Here is a 15919-nt window from a genome sequence, read left to right as displayed (position 1 = left end):
GGGCGTCGCGGTGCGCTCGCCCGGTCTCCGGTTGACGCTCCGCGCGAGCGCAGGCTCAATATCGCCGGAATCACAATGCCGGAATCACCTCTCGGAGTGTGGCGAGCCGGGATGTGCCGGCCGGCGCGAGTGGCGGCAGGCCTGCGGTCTTGTCGCGGGGAACGGAGAAACCATGATCCCGCCGGCAGGGGGTGAACCGATCACGCTGGAGGTGGCGCTGCGGCGCTTCGAGGGCGCGGTCGACGCGCTGGAGGCTGCTATCGAGCGGCGACTGGAGGTCGAGCGGCAGGAGGCCGCCCTCGCGCAGCAGCTTCATGTGCTGGGGGCCGACCGTTCGCGCCTCGCCGACGCGCTGGACGGCGCGCACGCCCGCGCCGACCGGCTGGAAACCGCCAATGACGAGGTCGCGCGCCGGCTCGGCAGTGCCATGGAAACCATCCGCGCGGTGCTCGCCGCGCATGAACGCTGATCGCGGAAGGGGGCGGGCATGGCCTATGTGACCATCAGCATCGGCGGGCGCGCCTACCGCATGGCGTGCGACGATGGGCAGGAAGAGCATCTTGCCGGGCTCGGCGAGGAGGTCGATGCGCGCATCGACCAGCTGCGCGAAGCCTTCGGCGAGATCGGCGACCAGCGCCTCGGCATCATGGCCGCCATCACTATCGCCGACGAACTGAGCGAGGCGCGCCGGCGCCTTCGCGCGCTGGAGCAGGAGGCCGCCGCCGAGCGCGCGGCGCGCGGGGCGGCGGTGCAGCGGCTGGACCAGACCCAGGCTCTCGTGGCCGATGCGGTGGTCTCCGCTGCGGAGCGGCTGGAACGCCTCGCCCGGGGGCTGGGCCCGAGCCCGTCGGGCGGCGTCGGCATGGGCTGAGCGCCCGGCCCGCGCCCGCTATGGCGGCGCGGTCGGGGGTGACCCAAGGGGGCTGCGGACTTGACGCGGCCTGCGGCCCGGCGCAGAGGAGCAGTCCGCCGTCCGGGCCACGGCCCGTCCGGTCTCTGTCCGCGTCGAATCTGGAAGTCGTCATGATCCGTTCCGCCCTGATGACCGTCATGGTCCAGGCCGTCCGAAAGGCCGGCCGCTCCCTGGTCCGCGATTTCGGCGAGGTCGAGAACCTTCAGGTCTCGCTCAAGGGGCCGGCGAACTTCGTCTCCAATGCCGACCGCAAGGCCGAGCGGATCCTTCAGGAAGAACTCGCCAAGGCGCGGCCGAGCTATGGCTTCATCATGGAGGAGAGCGGAGAGGTCGACGGGGCCGACGAAAGCCACCGCTGGATCATCGACCCGCTCGACGGCACGACCAACTTCCTGCACGGCATCCCGCTGTTCTGCGTCTCGCTCGGCCTGGCGCGCGACGGCGTGCCGGTGGCCGGCGTCATCTACAATCCCATCACCGACGAGCTGTTCATCGCCGAGAAGGGCGCCGGCGCCTTCATGAACGACCGGCGCATCCGGGTCGCCGCCCGGCGCAGCCTCGCCGACAGCGTGGTGTGCTGCGGCCTGCCGCATATGGGGCGCGGCGACTTCGCGCAGTTCGGTCGCGAATATGCCGCCGTGGCGCCGAAGGTGGCGGGGCTGCGGCGCACCGGCTCGGCCGCGCTCGATCTCGCCTGGGTGGCCGCGGGCCGCTTCGACGCCTTCTGGGAACGCGGCCTCAGCCCGTGGGACATGGCGGCCGGAATCGTGCTGGTGCGCGAGGCGGGCGGCTATGTCTCCGATCTCGAGGGCGGCGACAAGATGCTGGCCAAGGGCGACATCATCGTCGGCAACGAGGCGATGCGCCGCGACCTTCTGGCGCTGCTGCCCAAGGCCTGACGGTAGGCCGATAGCGGTTCGGGAAAGCCGTCGCGCGTTCCATTTCCGCTCGTCTGTGGCATAGTCCGGCCCGAAGAGCGGTTCCATGACCCGATTGCCGCCGCTCGCAGGGACGGCCATTGGCATGAGCGCGACGGATTCGATTCACAAATTGTCATCGCCCCGCATCTTTCTCGTGCGGATGTTCGTTTTCGTCCTGCTCTGCGTGGCGCTCGCCTCGGTTCTGCACGAAGCGATCTGGCGGGCCTTCCTCAACAATCCGGGCCTGAACGGCGTCATCTTCGGCGTGCTGTTCATCGGCGTCGTGTTTGCCTTCCGCCAGGTCGTGCGGCTGGTGCCCGAGGTGGAGTGGGTCAACGGCTTCCGCGTCGCCGACCCGGGCATCGAGGTGCCGCGCGCGCCGGTGCTGCTGGCGCCGATGGCGGCGCTGCTCGGCGACCGCGTGGGGCGCATGGCGATCTCGCAGTCGACGATGCGCGGCATTCTGGAATCGATCGGCACCCGGCTCGACGAGGCGCGCGACCTGCTGCGCTACCTGACCGGGCTGCTGATCTTCCTCGGCCTGCTCGGCACTTTCTGGGGCCTGCTCGACACGGTGAGCTCGATCGCCCGGGTGATCGGCTCGCTCGATGTCGGTCCGGAATCGGCATCGGTGCTGGAAACGATGAAGACGGGCCTTGCCGCGCCGCTCGGCGGCATGGGCATCGCCTTTTCGTCCTCGCTGTTCGGCCTTGCCGGCTCGCTGGTGCTCGGCTTCCTCGACCTTCAGGCCGGGCAGGCGCAGAACCGCTTCTACATCGATCTCGAGGACTGGCTGTCCACCACGGTGGAGGATCTCGGCGTCGAGGCGGCCCGCGTGCCGGCCCCGGCCCGGCCGGGCCTGACGGTGGCGGGCTCGCCCGCCTTCGCGCTACCGGCGCCGGGCGTCGATCTCGCCGACCTGACGCAGGCCATCGCGCGGCTCGACCGCACCATGACCGAGGCCGGCTCGCAGCGCGTCACCACCGCCATGGCGCATCTGGCCGAGAGCCTGCAGGGCCTCGTGCAGCACATGCGCAGCGAGCAGCAGATGGTGCGCGACTGGGTCGAGGCCCAGGCCGAGCAGCAGCGCGACATAAAGAAGCTGCTTGAACGCATCGCCGAGCAATCCGACCGCGAGCGCGCCTGATGGCCCTGGGACGCGCCCGGCGCGGCGAACGCCATATCGACTACTGGCCCGGCTTCGTCGACGCGCTGTCGACGCTGCTCCTCGTCTTCGTGTTCCTGCTGTCGGTCTTCGTGCTGGCGCAGTTCGTGCTGACGCAGGAAATCGGCAGCAAGGACGACGCCATGGCCCGGCTGCAGGCGCAGATCCGCGAACTGACCGACCTTCTGGCACTGGAGCGCGCCAACGACGCCGATTCCGAGAGCCAGATCGGCGCGTTGCGCGCCAGCCTGCTCCAGCTTGAGCAGGAGCGCGACCTGCTGCGCGAGGCAGCGACCTCCACCGCCACGCCCGAGGAGATGGCCGAGGCCAAGCAGCGCGCCGCCACGCTCTCCCGCGAGCTTGGCAATGAGCAGGATGCCGCCGCCCAGGCCGCCGCCCAGATCGCCATTCTCAACCAGCAGATCTCTGCCCTGCGCCGGCAGATCGCGGCGCTGGAGGAGGCGCTGTCGATCTCCGAGCAGAAGGACAAGGAGAGCCAGTCTCGCCTCGCCGATCTCGGCCGGCGGCTCAACGTCGCGCTCGCCCAGCGGGTGCAGGAGCTCACGCGCTACCGCTCGGAGTTCTTCGGACGGCTGCGCACGATTCTCGGCGATCGCCCCGACGTGCGGGTGGTGGGCGACCGCTTCGTCTTCCAGTCGGAGATCTTCTTCGATCCCGCTTCGGCGGTGGTCCGGCCCGATGCCGTGTCGGCGCTCGACAAGCTCGCCAGCGCACTCGTGCAGTTGGAGAAGGAGATACCCTCCGACCTCGCCTGGGTGCTGCGCGTCGACGGGCATACCGACAACCGGCCGATCTCGACGCCGCAATTCCCCTCGAACTGGGAGCTGTCGGCGGCGCGCTCCATCGCCGTGGTTTCCTATCTCGCCCAGAAGGGCGTATCGCCGCAGCACCTTGTCGCCGCCGGATTCGGGGAGTACCAGCCGATCGATCCCGGCGACAGCGACGAGGCGCGGGCCCGCAACCGCCGCATCGAGCTGAAGCTCACCGAGAGATGACCGAACGGCGATGACCGATCCCCTGCCTGCCGTGCTCGCGCGCTTCGAGTGGAGCCGCATGCCGGCCATGACCGACCTGTGGGTCGAGGCGTGGCAGGAGACCATACCGGAGATCGACTTCGAGGCCCGGCGCGGCTGGCTCTGCCACCGCATCGGCACGCTGATCGACGAGGGCGCGGTCATCGAGGTCGCCCTGGGCGCCGCCACGCCGGAGGGCGGGGACGGGCCCTTACTCGGCTTCGTCTCGGTGCACCCGGCAACCGGCTATGTCGACCAGCTGGTGGTGCATCCCGACCATTGGGGGGAGGGCGTGGCAAACCGCCTCGTCGCCGCCGCCGTCGCCCATTCGCCCGCCTGCCTCACGCTGGACGTCAACGAGCAGAATGAGCGCGCCGTCCGCTTCTACGAGAAGGCGGGCTTCACCGTGATCGGCCACGGCATGAACCCGACCTCCGGCCGCCCGACGCTGCGCATGGAGCGCAGGGCGGTCTGAGCGGCCGGCGCCACGGTCCGGCTAGCGCAGCGCCTCGCCGAACTGGAGCGTGGCGAGCCGGGCGTAGAGCCCGCCCTGCGCCACCAGGCTGGCATGGGTGCCTTCCTCGACCACGCGTCCGCCCTCCATCACCAGAATGCGGTCGGCCGAGAGCACGGTGGCGAGCCGGTGCGCGATGACCAGCGTGGTGCGCCCCTGCATGGAGCGGTCGAGGGCCTGCTGCACCAGCGTCTCGCTTTCGGCGTCGAGCGCGGAGGTGGCCTCGTCGAGCAGCAGGATCGGCGCGCGGCGCAGGATCGCGCGGGCGATGGCGAGGCGCTGGCGCTGGCCGCCGGAGAGCGTCACGCCGCGCTCGCCCACGGCGGTCTCCCAGCCATCGGGCAGGCGCGCGACGAACTCGTCGGCGCGGGCGAGGCGTCCGGCCTCCTCGACCTCCGCATCGGTCGCGTCCGGGCGCCCAAGGCGGATATTCTCGCGGATGGTGGTGGCGAAGATGGCGACGTCCTGCGGCACCAGCGCGATGCGCGAGCGGACCGCCTCGGGCTCGGCCCGGGCGATATCGACCCCGTCGATTTCCACGCGCCCGGCCTGCGGGTCGTAGAAGCGCAGCAGGAGCTGGAACAGCGTGCTCTTGCCCGCGCCGGAAGGGCCGACCACGGCGACGCGCTCGCCCGGCGCGACGCGGAAGCTCACCCCGGCAAGGGCCGGCGTGTCGGGCCGCGTGGGGTAGGCGAAGGCGACGTCCACGAAGGCCACTTCGCCGCGCGCCGGCTCGGGCAGGGCCACCGGGTCCGCCGGCCGCCCGACCTTGGGCTTCTCGGCCAGCAGTTCGGCGATGCGCTCGGTGGCGCCGGCGGCCTGCGAAATCTCGCCCCAGACCTCGCCGAGCTGGCCGAGCCCGCTCGCCGCCAGAACCGCGTAGAGCACGAACTGGCCGAGCGTGCCCGCCGTCATCGCGCCGGCGAGCACCGCGTTGGCGCCCGCCCACAGGATGCCGACCACGCTGGCGAAGACAAGGAAGATGCCGAAGCCGGTGAGCCAGGCGCGCGCCCGCACGGCGTCGCTCGCCGCGTTGAAGGCATGCTCCACCTCGCCCCCGAAGCGGGCGGAGGCGGCGGCCTCGGCAGTGTTGGCCTGCAGCGAGCGCACCGCGCCGATGGCCTCGGCGGCGAAGGCGGAGGCTTCCGCCAGCGTGTCCTGCGCACCGCGCGAGCGCTTGCGCACGCCGCGCCCGGCGCCGATCAGCACGGCGACGATGACGGGAATGGCGATCAGCAGCGTGGCGGAGAGCCAGGGGCTCGTCACCACCATCATCACCGTCGCGCCGAAGAACAGCATGATGTTGCGCAGCGCGATGGAGGCGGAGGCGCCCACCGCCGACTTGATCTGCGTGGTGTCGGCGGTCAGCCGCGAGATCAGCTCGCCCGACTTGGCGGTGTCGTAGAAGCCGCCGTCGAGGGTGAGGACATGGGTGAAGACCTGCGTGCGCAGGTCCGCCACAACGCGCTCGCCGAGCGTCATCACGAGGTAGTAGCGGGCCGCCGAGGCGACCGCGAGCACCGCGACCACCCCGATCATCACGCCGAAATAACGGTCGATGAAGCCGGCATGGCTCTCGTCGAAGCCGAAATCGATCATCCGCCGCACGGCGATCGGCACCACCAGTGTCGCGATGGCGGCGACCGTCAGCGCGGCCAGCGCGGCGGCGGCGCGGGCGCGGTAGCGTACTATGTGCGGCCAGAGCGCTTTCAGGGGCGACAGGCGCGGGCGGGGGGCGGAGGCGGTGGGCAGGCCCTCGGAAGGACGGGAGGCGGCTTGTGTCACGGTCATGTCTCGGTTATAGAGCCGCTCGGATTTCCGGCAGGATCGTTTTGTAGATCGCCGCGTGGCTCCCGAAAGGGGCCGGCCGTGCGGCGGCTGAGGATGCTACCCATGAAGAGCGACATCCATCCCGACTACCACTTCGTCAAGGTGGTGATGACGGACGGCACCGAGTACACGACCCGGACGACCTGGGGCAAGGAGGGCGACGTCCTCCAGCTCGATATCGATCCGACCTCGCACCCGGCCTGGACCGGCGGCTCGCAGCAGCTGCTCGACCGCGCCGGCCGCGTGTCCAAGTTCCAGAAGAAGTTCGCGGGCTTCCTCAAGGCCTGATCGGCGGGCCCTGCCGGGCCTCGCCCATCGTGCCTGCGCGGAAGATTTTCGCGGACTGACGATATCAACCCTCGCGGCGGTTCGCCCGGCGCGAGGGTTTTCGTTTGCGTGCTATCATTCTGCGGTATCAGGATGTGTGGGCGGTGTGAGCGATCAGCGACTCACGACGTGAGCGGTCAGCGACTCTCGAAGGCGCGGCGCAACTGCCCGATCTGGCCGGCCACGGCATTCGGCCGCACCTCGTCCGGCGGCGGCAAGGTGAGCGTCGCGTCGATCTGGCGGATCTGCCGCTGAAGTTCGTGGCTGCGCAGGATGAGATCGAGCAGCGGCTCGGGCAGCAGCGCCTCGTGGTCCATGTCGCGCGGCGTGCCGACGATGTCGATCTTCCCGGCCTCGCGGCGGGCGGCGTCCTCGTCCATCTCGCCCTCGGCGACGGCGCGGCGCAGCAGCAGCCACGAGGCGAGCTGCATCAGCCGGGTGGAAAGCCGCATGCTCTGCTGGGCGTAGCAGGCGAGGGCGGCGCGCGAGAGTTCGCGGCTGGCCGCGCGCCCCTCGCCGTCGAGATAGGCGGCGCTCTCGTCGATCAGTTCCATGCCCTCGCGGAACAGCGCGGCGAAGGCCGGCGAGGCGAGGCGCCGTTCGGCCAGAAGCACCGTCTGCCCCATGGCCGGCCCGTCCGCCTGCGTATCGTTCCGGAAACCGTCCATCGCTCGACCCGACGCACCCTCTGCCCGCGCGACGTTCGCGCGCTCCAGCCTGTCGCGCAGCGCGGGCGCGCTGTCCAGTGGTCATGCCGCCGCGCGGCGATGGATAGCGGGGACGAAAAAAAGAGCCGCCCGGAGGCGGCTCGAAAAGTGTAGACAGGGATGCGTCAAACAGAGTGGACAGAAGCCACTCGCGGTCAAAACTGGACCGACGCCAGTAATAGTTCGGAAAGCTTAATCGCCGGTTAAATCGGCGGGGCCTTCAGAGCTTGAAGACGTTCTCCGCCGCCGCGCGCGAGGCGCGCTTCTTCTCCAGCGCCACCTTCAGGCGCTCGATCTCGGCGGCGAGGTGGGCGATGCGCTCCTCGATCTCGGTCTCGGAAAGCACCGACAGGTCGGCGCCGATCTCGTGCGCGGACGCCTTCTTCAGGCCGGCCAAAGGAAACAGCTCGTCGTCGATCGCCATGGCGTCACTCCCGCGAAACTCTTCCACGTCCTCCATAATCTAGTGCCGGGCGGGGCCGGTTGCCAGTCGGGGCCGCTTGACCTACGAGGAAACGACATTCCTGCGAGGACGAGGAAGACGCCGTGACCGACCTGCCCGCCACCATGACCGCCATCGGACTGCCGAGCCCCGGCGGGCCGGAAGCCCTGGTTCCCGAGCCGCGGCCGGTGCCGGTGCCCGGAAAGGGCGAGATACTGGTCAAGGTCGCGGCGGCCGGCGTCAACCGGCCGGACGTGATGCAGCGCAAGGGCCTGTATCCGCCCCCGCCCGGCGCCTCCGACGTTCCCGGCCTGGAGATCGCCGGCGAGGTGGTCGGCCTCGGCGAGGGCGCCGGCGCGTGGAAGATCGGCGACAAGGTGTGCGCGCTGGTCTCGGGCGGCGGCTACGCCCAGTACTGCCTCGCCGATGCCGGCGCGGCGCTGCCGGTGCCCGCCGGCCTCTCGATGATCGAGGCGGCGGCGCTGCCGGAAACCTTCTTCACCGTGTGGACCAATGTGTTCGACCTTGCCGGGCTGAAGGCCGGCGAGAGCTTCCTCGTGCATGGCGGCACGTCCGGCATCGGCACCACGGCGATCCAGCTTGCCAAGGCCTTCGGCGCGACGGTGTTCACCACCGCCGGCAGCGCGGAGAAGTGCGCGGTCTGCCGCGAACTCGGCGCGGATGTTGCCATCGACTACAAGAACGAGGATTTCGTCGCCGTCATCAAGGAGAAGGCGCCCGGTCGCGGCGTCAACGTCATCCTCGACATGGTCGGCGGCTCCTATATCGCCCGCAATTACGAGGCGGCCGCGCCGCAGGGGCGCATCGTGCAGATCGCCTTCATGGAAGGCTCCAAGGTGCAGATCGACTATATGCGGCTGATGCTCAAGCGGCTCTCGCATATGGGCTCGACCCTTCGCTCGCGCCCCAAGGCCGAGAAGGCGGTGATCGCGGCCGCGCTGCGCGAGAGGGTCTGGCCGCTGATCGAGGCCGGCACGGTGAAGCCGGTGCTCGACCGGATCTTCCCGCTGGAGAAGGCCAGCGAGGCGCATGCGCGCATGGAGACCAGCGCGCATATCGGCAAGATCATGCTGAGCGTGGGGTGATCGTCCCATGATCGTCATCCCGGACGGTCCGCAGGACCGATCCGGGATCGTGTGCCGATCGGGATGCGATCCCGGCTCTCGCTTCGCTCGGCCGGGATGACGCCGAACGGAGAGGCCCGCGATCAATTCCGTGGAACCCGGCTTCGGCGCGTGCGCTCCCCTCTGGCAATCCGACCCCGCACGTCCTAGATTTGTCATGCGGGGCTGCGAGGCTCGTCAGGAGAACATATTCCCCGGGGCCTTATCGATCTCAAAGGGAGCTGTCCCTGACCTTGCCCCTGGGCTCGGACACACGGCGCCCACCTACGTTGTAGGTTCCCGGGATCGATCCTCCAACGGCCATCGTGGCTCCGCACTCATCATCATGCCCCAGTGTCCCTTCCCCTCCACCGACAAGGCCGATCTGCGTGCGCAGGCGCTCGCGCAGCGCAATGCGCTGGCGCCCGAAGCGCGCGCGGCGGCGGCCGAGAGCGCGGCGGACCACGCCATGGCGTGGCTGGGCGAGGTGAAGGGCGAGGTGGTCTCCGTCTTCGCGCCGATCGGCTCCGAGATCGCCACCGCGCCGCTGGTGCGGCGGCTGCGCGAGGGCGGCGCCGACATCGCCCTGCCGGTGGTGCTGGCGCCCGGCAAGCCGCTGATATTCCGGCTGTGGGAGCCGGGCGTCGAACTCGAACCCTCGCGCGGCCCCGGCCGCTTCGCCATCCCCGCGCCGCCGGAAAGCGCCCCCGCCGTGACGCCGGACGTGCTGGTGGTGCCGCTCGCCGGCTTCGACGCGCGCGGCCACCGGCTCGGCTACGGCGCCGGCTTCTACGACCGCACGCTGGCGCTGCTGCGCCGGGTGAAGCGGATCGAGGCCGTGGGCTACGCCTTCGCCGTGCAGGAGCTTCCCGCCGTGCCGGACGAGCCCCATGACGAGCGGCTGGACGCCATCGCCACGGATGGGGGTATCATCCGGCCGGTGGAGGAGTGACGGATGCGCCTGCTTTTTCTCGGTGACGTGGTGGGGCGGCCCGGCCGTCTGGTCGTGCAGCAGCATCTGCCGCGCCTGCGCGAGGCGTGGGCGCTCGATCTCGTCGTGGTCAACGGCGAGAACGCCGCCGGCGGCTTCGGCATCACCGAGGCGATCTATGAGGAATTCCTCGAGGCCGGCGCCGACGCGGTGACGCTCGGCAACCATTCCTTCGACCAGCGCGAGGCGCTGGTGTTCATCGAGCGCGCCCCGCGCCTGATCCGTCCCGCCAACTACCCGCCCGGCACGCCGGGACGCGGCGCGGCGCTGATCGAGGCGCGCAGCGGCGCGCAGGTGCTGGTCGTCAACATGATGGGCCGCGTCTTCATGGACCCGCTCGACGATCCGTTCGCCAGCATCGACCGCGAGCTGGACGCCGCCCCGCTGGGGCAGGTGGCGGACGCGGCGATCGTCGATTTCCACGCCGAGACCACCAGCGAGAAGCAGGCTTTCGGCCATTGGTGCGACGGGCGCGCGAGCCTCGTGGTCGGCACCCACACCCATGTGCCGACCGCCGACCACCGCATCCTGCCGGGCGGCACCGCCTACATGACCGATGTCGGCATGTGCGGCTGCTATGACGGCGTGATCGGCATGGACAAGGAGGAGCCGCTGCGGCGCTTCACCCGCAAGATCGGCTCCGCGCGCTTCGAGCCGGCGGCGGGCGAGGGCACGCTGTCGGGCCTCGCGGTGGAGACCGACGCTTCCGGCCGCGCGGTGAAGCTGGCGCCGGTGCGCCTCGGCGGGGCGCTGGAGCCGGCGGTCCCCGCCTTCTGGTAGGGTCGGCCCCCAAGGCGCCGCTTTACGCGCGTGGGGGCACTCGCCTATAAGCCGCGCACTCTTTGCTTTCGAGAACAGGGATACGCCGGTGCGGCAGCGGCCGCCGGCGCGACGTGGAGGCGGCGATGGCCGGGCATTCGCAATTCAAGAACATCATGCACCGCAAGGGCAAGCAGGACGCGGTGCGCTCCAAGCTGTTCTCCAAGCTGGCGCGTGAAATCACCGTCGCCGCCAAGCTCGGCCTGCCCGACCCCAACATGAACCCGCGCCTGCGCGCCGCCATTCTCGCGGCCCGCGCCGAGAACATGCCCAAGGACAATATCGACCGCGCCATCAAGAAGGCGCAGGGCGGCGACGCGGAGAACTATGACGAGATCCGCTACGAGGGCTACGGCCCCGGCGGCGTCGCCGTCATCGTCGAGGCGCTGACCGACAACCGCAACCGCACCGCCTCGGAAGTGCGCTCCTACTTCACCAAGTCGGGCGGCTCGCTGGCCGAGACCGGCGCGGTCTCTTTCATGTTCGACCGCATCGGCACGGTCGAGTTCGACGCGGCCAAGGCCTCGGCCGACGACATGCTGGAAGCCGCCATCGACGCCGGCGCCGACGACGTGACCTCCGATGAGCACGGCCATGAGATCGTCTGCTCGGTGGAGAACCTGCACGAGGTCGCCCGCGCGCTCGAAGCCAAGTTCGGCGAGCCGAAGAAGTCGGGCCTCGTCTGGCGCCCGCAGAACACGGTGGCGGTGGATGACGAGGTGGCGGAGAAGCTGATCCGCCTCGTCGACAACCTCAACGACAATGACGACGTGCAGAACGTCTACGCCAATTTCGAGCTGTCCGACGCCTTCGTCGCCAAGATGAGCGACTGAGGCGTGGCCTGAGCCGGCGGGGCGGCCGCGTGCTGTCCCGGCCGGGCGTTCAGCGGCCCAGCAGCGCGTCGAACAGCGGCAGGCTGAACAGCGCCGCCGCTGCGATCACCCAATAGGCGGCGATGCGGTAGGCGCGGTCCGAGGCGCCGTGGAACGAGCGCGCGCCGGCATAGAGGCCGAGCGCATAGGCCGGGCCGAGCAGCAGCGACAGCCGGCCGACCTCGGCGGTGAACATGCCGTGCGCGGCATAGGCGGTGCCGCTGGCGAGCGTGACGAGGGCGAAGAAGCCGAACAGGTTCGCCCGCACCAGCGCCGAGGGCTGGCCGCTGCCCAGCCAGTAGGCGACGACGGCCGGGCCGGACATCTGCGCCGCGCCGCCGCAGAAGCCGGCGACCACGCCGACCCCGAGCGTCGTCGGCAGGCCGTGCCGGCCGGAATGGCGCCAGCCGGAGATCAGCAGCACCAGCAAAGCGAGGCTGAGCATCGCCAGCGCCCAGCGCAGCGCCATCGGGTCGATGTGATCGAGCACCCACACGCCGGCCGGCACCGCCACCACCGCGCCGAACGCGAAGGGCGCGACCTGCCGCCAGATGCAGGCCCGCAGCGCCGGCAGCAGGAAGGGCAGCGTCATCAGCGTGTCGATGACGAGCAGCGTCGGCGCGGCGACCTTCGGCCCGAAGGCGGCCGAGACCAGCGGCACGAAGATGAGCGCGCCGCCGAAGCCGGAAAAGCCGCGGGTGACGCCGGCGACAAGCGCGGTGAGGAAGGCCCAGACGAGGGCCGGATCGTAGGACATGGGGAACCGCAGGCGCAGCGCGGATCGCCGCCCGGCAGACCTAGTACCGCGCCGGGGTCGCGTCAACGCCGCCGGTCCCCCGCTTCGATCGCGTTTCCTGAACGTGTCTATTCGCAAAACTCATTTGCCGCCCAACATCGCGCGCGCCACATTCAGGCCAACTCGCGCCGCCGGCGTCGCCGCTGCGGCCGCTGCTCTTTTGCCGCCCCGCGCGGCCGGAATCCCCTATGGAAAAGCCCCTCAATTCCGCTACCGGAGCGGATGCCGCGCCATTCTCCGACCGGCTGGTCGGCGTCGCCTGCGCGCTGCTCGCCGTCTCGATCTGGGGCGGGTGGATCGTCTCCACCCGCCACGCCGTGCACGGCCACCTGCCGCCGGAGACCGTCGGCTGGCTGCGCTTCATCGTGCCGGCCATCGTGCTGGCGCCGGCCTGGTGGCGCGTCGGCATCATCCCCCGCAAGGGGCTCGGACCCTTCATCCTGTGCTTTCTCGGCGCGGGCGCGATCTTCTTCCTCATCGTCGGCAATGCCATGCGCTTCGTGCCGGCGGCCGATGTCGGGCCGCTGCTGCCCGGCACCATGCCGCTGATCGTGGCGCTGGTCTCGGTGCTGTTCCTGCGCGAGCGGCTGGGATGGCTGCGGGCGGTGGGCTTTCTGTGCATCGCGCTCGGCGTGCTGACGCTGGGCGGGCGCGGCGTGCTGTTTCCCGAGGACGGCGCCTGGCGCGGCCATCTGCTGCTTCTCGCCGGGGCGTGCATGTGGGCCGGCAACACCATCGCCTTCCGCCGCACCGGCATGAAGCCGACCGAGATCGTCGGGCTGGCCGGCCTGTGGTCGATCATCATCCTCACCCCGACCGGCCTGCCGGGCGTCATTCATGCGGTCTCGGACGGCTATGGCCGCGAGGTGCTGCTGCAATTGCTGATTCAGGGCCTGCTGTCGGGCGTCGTCGCGCTGGTCGCCTTCGGCATGGCCATCGAGCGCCTCGGCCCCTCGCGCGCGGCCGCCTTCACCGGGCTGGTGCCGGCGCTCGCCGCGCTGATCGCGGTGCCGGTGCTGGGCGAGCACCCGGACCTTCCCGCCATCATCGGCGTCGCCGCGACGGGGCTCGGCGTGGCGCTGGCGAGCGGCGCCTTCGGGGCGGGACGGGCGGGGCGTTAACCCTGCGTTTACCATGTTTGCCATCCCGGCCGCGCCGGGGCGGCCGGGACGCCGTCGCCACTAGGCGTTCGTCATTTGTTCGGCTACGCACTGAGGCCATGGCGCCGCTTCCGATTCGCATCGTCGGGCTCGATCCCGGCCTCCGCCGCACCGGCTGGGGGGTGATCGAGGCTGCGGGTACGCGCCTGACCTTCGTCGCCTGCGGCACCGTGATGCCGCCCGAGGAGGGCGGGCTCGCTACCCGCCTCGCCTGTCTCCACACCGAGCTTGCCGCCGTTCTGCGCACCTATCTGCCGGACGAGGCGGCGGTGGAGGAGACCTTCGTCAATGTGAACCCGGCCTCGACGCTCAAGCTCGGGCAGGCGCGCGGCGTGGTGATGCTGACCCCGGCGCTGGCGGGCGTGCCGGTGGCCGAATATGCGGCTCTGCTGGTCAAGAAGACCGTGGTCGGCGCCGGGCGGGCCGACAAGGCGCAGATCCGCATGATGATCAAGGTGCTGCTGCCGCAGGCCGACTTCACCACCGACGATGCCGCCGACGCGCTTGCGGTCGCCGTCACCCACGCGCAGCATCGCGGCATGGCGGCGCTTAAGGCGCGGATGGCGGCGGCGGGATGATCGGCACGAGGGGCGGCAGGTTCGCATGATCGGAAAGCTCAAGGGCACGGTCGACAGCTATGGCGACGAGCATGTGATCCTCGATGTGCACGGCGTCGGCTATCTCGTGCACTGCTCCGCCCGCACGTTGCAGGCGCTGCCCTCGCCGGGTGAGGCGGCGACGCTGTTCATCGAGACCTTCGTGCGCGAGGACATGATCCGCCTCTACGGCTTCGTCTCCCCGGCCGAGAAAAGCTGGTTCCTGCTGTTGCAGAACGTGCAGGGCGTCGGCGCCAAGGTGGCGCTTTCCGTGCTCTCGGTGCTCTCGCCCTCCGAACTTGCCAATGCGGTGGCGCTGGGCGACCGGGCGATGGTGGCGCGCGCCAATGGCGTCGGCCCGAAAGTGGCCGCGCGCATCGTCGCCGAGCTGAAGGACAAGGCGCCGGGCTTCTCGGACGTCGACCCGGCAGTGGTCGGGCTCGCCGCCTCCCTCGAGGAGAGGCGCGCGCCCGCCCCGGTGGCGGACGCGGTCTCGGCGCTGGTCAATCTCGGCTATGCGCAGCTTCAGGCCAGCGCGGCGGTGGCGGCGGCGCTGCGCGAGGCCGGTGAGGGCGCCGACACCGCCCGGCTGATCCGGCTCGGCCTGAAGGAACTGGCGAAGTGAGCGAAAAGCGCCTCATCGCCCCCGACAAGCGCGAGGAGGACCTCGCCGAGGCCTCGCTGCGCCCGCAGAACCTCGCCGAATTCGTCGGCCAGGAGCAGGCGCGGGCCAATCTCGACATCTTCATCCGGGCCGCCAAGACGCGCGGCGAGGCGCTCGACCACGTGCTGTTCGTCGGCCCGCCGGGGCTCGGCAAGACCACGCTGGCGCAGATCGTGGCGCGCGAGCTGGGGGTGGGTTTCCGCTCCACTTCCGGTCCCGTCATCGCCAAGGCGGGGGATCTGGCGGCGCTGCTGACCAATCTCGAAGAACGCGACGTACTATTCATCGACGAGATTCATCGCCTCAACCCGGCGGTGGAGGAAATCCTCTATCCGGCGATGGAGGACTATGAACTCGACCTGATCATCGGCGAGGGGCCGGCGGCGCGCTCGGTGAAGATCTCGCTGTCGAAATTCACCCTCGTAGGCGCGACGACCCGTTCCGGCCTGCTCACCACGCCGCTGCGCGACCGCTTCGGCATCCCGATCCGGCTGAACTTCTACACGGTCGACGAGCTGGAGCTGGTGGTGACGCGCGGCGCCCGGGTGCTCGGCATTCCCATTGCGAAGGACGGTGCGCGCGAGATCGCCCGGCGCGCGCGCGGCACGCCGCGCATCGCCGGCCGGCTGCTGCGCCGGGTGCGCGACTTCACGCTGGTGGCGGGCAAGGAGATCATCGACCGTGCCGCCGCCGACCACGCGCTGCGGGCGCTGGAAGTGGACGGGCTCGGCCTCGACCAGATGGACCGGCGCTATCTCTCGGTCATCGCGATGAATTATGGCGGCGGGCCGGTGGGGGTGGAGACCATCGCCGCCGCGCTCTCCGAGCCGCGCGACGCCATCGAGGAAATCATCGAGCCCTATCTGGTGCAGCAGGGCTTTCTCCAGCGCACCCCGCGCGGGCGCGTGCTCACCGCCCACGCCTTCAAGCATCTCGGCCTCGCCGCGCCGGCGAGCGTCAACCAGATGCCGCTGTTCGACGAGGGTGGGGAGTAAAGTTCGCCGTCATCCCGGAACGGCCGTCAGGCCGTATCCGGGATCGCGAA

General features: G+C 70.4%; 19 protein-coding genes and 1 other RNA gene. 16 read left to right on the top strand and 4 right to left on the bottom strand.

The annotated features are described in order from the left end of the window. Positions 1-172: 172 nt before the first annotated feature. From GBB76_RS09255 to GBB76_RS09230, 6 genes are all read left to right on the top strand, one after another. Positions 173-469: a DUF4164 domain-containing protein gene (locus GBB76_RS09255; protein ID WP_152303045.1), complete on the top strand. Its 297-nt coding sequence runs from the start codon at positions 173-175 to the stop codon at positions 467-469. Positions 470-487: 18 nt separating this feature from the next. After that, entirely contained in the window at positions 488-871 is a 384-nt protein-coding gene (locus GBB76_RS09250) for a cell division protein ZapA (RefSeq protein WP_152303044.1), read from the top strand. 152 nt (positions 872-1023) lie between these two features. After that, positions 1024-1812, top strand: a complete 789-nt coding sequence (locus GBB76_RS09245; RefSeq protein ID WP_202911188.1) for an inositol monophosphatase family protein — start codon at positions 1024-1026, stop codon at positions 1810-1812. A 124-nt stretch (positions 1813-1936) separates the two neighbouring features. Beyond that, positions 1937-2980, top strand: a complete 1044-nt coding sequence (locus tag GBB76_RS09240; RefSeq protein WP_202911187.1) for a flagellar motor protein MotA — start codon at positions 1937-1939, stop codon at positions 2978-2980. Continuing rightward, on the top strand, positions 2980-4014 hold the full coding sequence (locus GBB76_RS09235) for a peptidoglycan -binding protein (protein WP_152303043.1): 1035 nt from the start codon (positions 2980-2982) through the stop codon (positions 4012-4014). Before GBB76_RS09240 ends, GBB76_RS09235 begins: the two co-directional genes overlap by 1 nt. Positions 4015-4024: 10 nt before the next feature. Further along, the gene (locus tag GBB76_RS09230; RefSeq protein WP_152303042.1) at positions 4025-4507 is read left to right on the top strand and encodes an N-acetyltransferase; all 483 of its coding nucleotides are present in this window, start codon (positions 4025-4027) and stop codon (positions 4505-4507) included. 21 nt (positions 4508-4528) lie between these two features. Here GBB76_RS09230 and GBB76_RS09225 read toward each other — a convergent pair whose 3' ends face one another. Next, entirely contained in the window at positions 4529-6337 is a 1809-nt protein-coding gene (locus tag GBB76_RS09225) for an ABC transporter transmembrane domain-containing protein (RefSeq protein WP_152303041.1), read from the bottom strand. A gap of 102 nt (positions 6338-6439) precedes the next feature. On the opposite strand from GBB76_RS09225, the gene rpmE reads away from it, so the two are divergent. Next, entirely contained in the window at positions 6440-6664 is a 225-nt protein-coding gene (rpmE, locus tag GBB76_RS09220; RefSeq protein ID WP_152303040.1) for a 50S ribosomal protein L31, read from the top strand. Positions 6665-6840: 176 nt separating this feature from the next. Here the strand turns inward: rpmE and GBB76_RS09215 are convergent, their stop codons facing one another. Both GBB76_RS09215 and GBB76_RS09210 read right to left on the bottom strand, forming a co-directional pair. Next, positions 6841-7371 (bottom strand): DUF1465 family protein, encoded by a 531-nt coding sequence (locus GBB76_RS09215; RefSeq protein ID WP_152303039.1) that lies wholly within the window; start codon positions 7369-7371, stop codon positions 6841-6843. Positions 7372-7630: 259 nt separating this feature from the next. Further along, on the bottom strand, positions 7631-7834 hold the full coding sequence (locus GBB76_RS09210) for a DUF1192 domain-containing protein (protein WP_152303038.1): 204 nt from the start codon (positions 7832-7834) through the stop codon (positions 7631-7633). Between the two features lie 122 nt (positions 7835-7956). Between GBB76_RS09210 and GBB76_RS09205 the strand changes: the two genes are divergently transcribed. From GBB76_RS09205 to GBB76_RS09185, 5 genes are all read left to right on the top strand, one after another. Beyond that, entirely contained in the window at positions 7957-8958 is a 1002-nt protein-coding gene (locus GBB76_RS09205) for an NAD(P)H-quinone oxidoreductase (protein ID WP_152303037.1), read from the top strand. Positions 8959-9156: 198 nt separating this feature from the next. Beyond that, a non-coding RNA gene (ssrS, locus tag GBB76_RS09200) (6S RNA) lies at positions 9157-9313 on the top strand. A 9-nt stretch (positions 9314-9322) separates the two neighbouring features. Then, positions 9323-9928 (top strand): 5-formyltetrahydrofolate cyclo-ligase, encoded by a 606-nt coding sequence (locus GBB76_RS09195; protein ID WP_152303036.1) that lies wholly within the window; start codon positions 9323-9325, stop codon positions 9926-9928. 3 nt (positions 9929-9931) lie between these two features. Further along, positions 9932-10747 carry a TIGR00282 family metallophosphoesterase gene (locus GBB76_RS09190; RefSeq protein ID WP_152303035.1) on the top strand — a complete coding sequence of 272 codons (816 nt, stop codon included), beginning with the start codon at positions 9932-9934 and terminating at the stop codon, positions 10745-10747. Between the two features lie 125 nt (positions 10748-10872). Continuing rightward, positions 10873-11619, top strand: coding sequence for a YebC/PmpR family DNA-binding transcriptional regulator (locus GBB76_RS09185; RefSeq protein ID WP_152303034.1), 747 nt, complete (start codon positions 10873-10875; stop codon positions 11617-11619). A 49-nt stretch (positions 11620-11668) separates the two neighbouring features. On the opposite strand, the gene GBB76_RS09180 is transcribed toward GBB76_RS09185, so the two are convergent. Then, positions 11669-12415, bottom strand: coding sequence for a sulfite exporter TauE/SafE family protein (locus tag GBB76_RS09180; protein WP_152303033.1), 747 nt, complete (start codon positions 12413-12415; stop codon positions 11669-11671). 227 nt (positions 12416-12642) lie between these two features. Between GBB76_RS09180 and GBB76_RS09175 the strand changes: the two genes are divergently transcribed. From GBB76_RS09175 to ruvB, 4 genes are all read left to right on the top strand, one after another. Next, on the top strand, positions 12643-13575 hold the full coding sequence (locus tag GBB76_RS09175) for a DMT family transporter (RefSeq protein ID WP_152303032.1): 933 nt from the start codon (positions 12643-12645) through the stop codon (positions 13573-13575). 98 nt (positions 13576-13673) lie between these two features. Next, positions 13674-14192: a crossover junction endodeoxyribonuclease RuvC gene (ruvC, locus tag GBB76_RS09170; protein WP_152303031.1), complete on the top strand. Its 519-nt coding sequence runs from the start codon at positions 13674-13676 to the stop codon at positions 14190-14192. 25 nt (positions 14193-14217) lie between these two features. Beyond that, the gene (gene ruvA, locus GBB76_RS09165) at positions 14218-14835 is read left to right on the top strand and encodes a Holliday junction branch migration protein RuvA (RefSeq protein ID WP_152303030.1); all 618 of its coding nucleotides are present in this window, start codon (positions 14218-14220) and stop codon (positions 14833-14835) included. Continuing rightward, positions 14832-15869 (top strand): Holliday junction branch migration DNA helicase RuvB, encoded by a 1038-nt coding sequence (gene ruvB, locus GBB76_RS09160; RefSeq protein WP_152303029.1) that lies wholly within the window; start codon positions 14832-14834, stop codon positions 15867-15869. Before ruvA ends, ruvB begins: the two co-directional genes overlap by 4 nt. Positions 15870-15919 lie beyond the last annotated feature (50 nt).

The sequence above is a fragment of the Ancylobacter sp. TS-1 genome (genome assembly GCF_009223885.1).
GTDB lineage: Bacteria > Pseudomonadota > Alphaproteobacteria > Rhizobiales > Xanthobacteraceae > Ancylobacter.
This window is presented reverse-complemented; position numbering and strand designations above follow the sequence as displayed.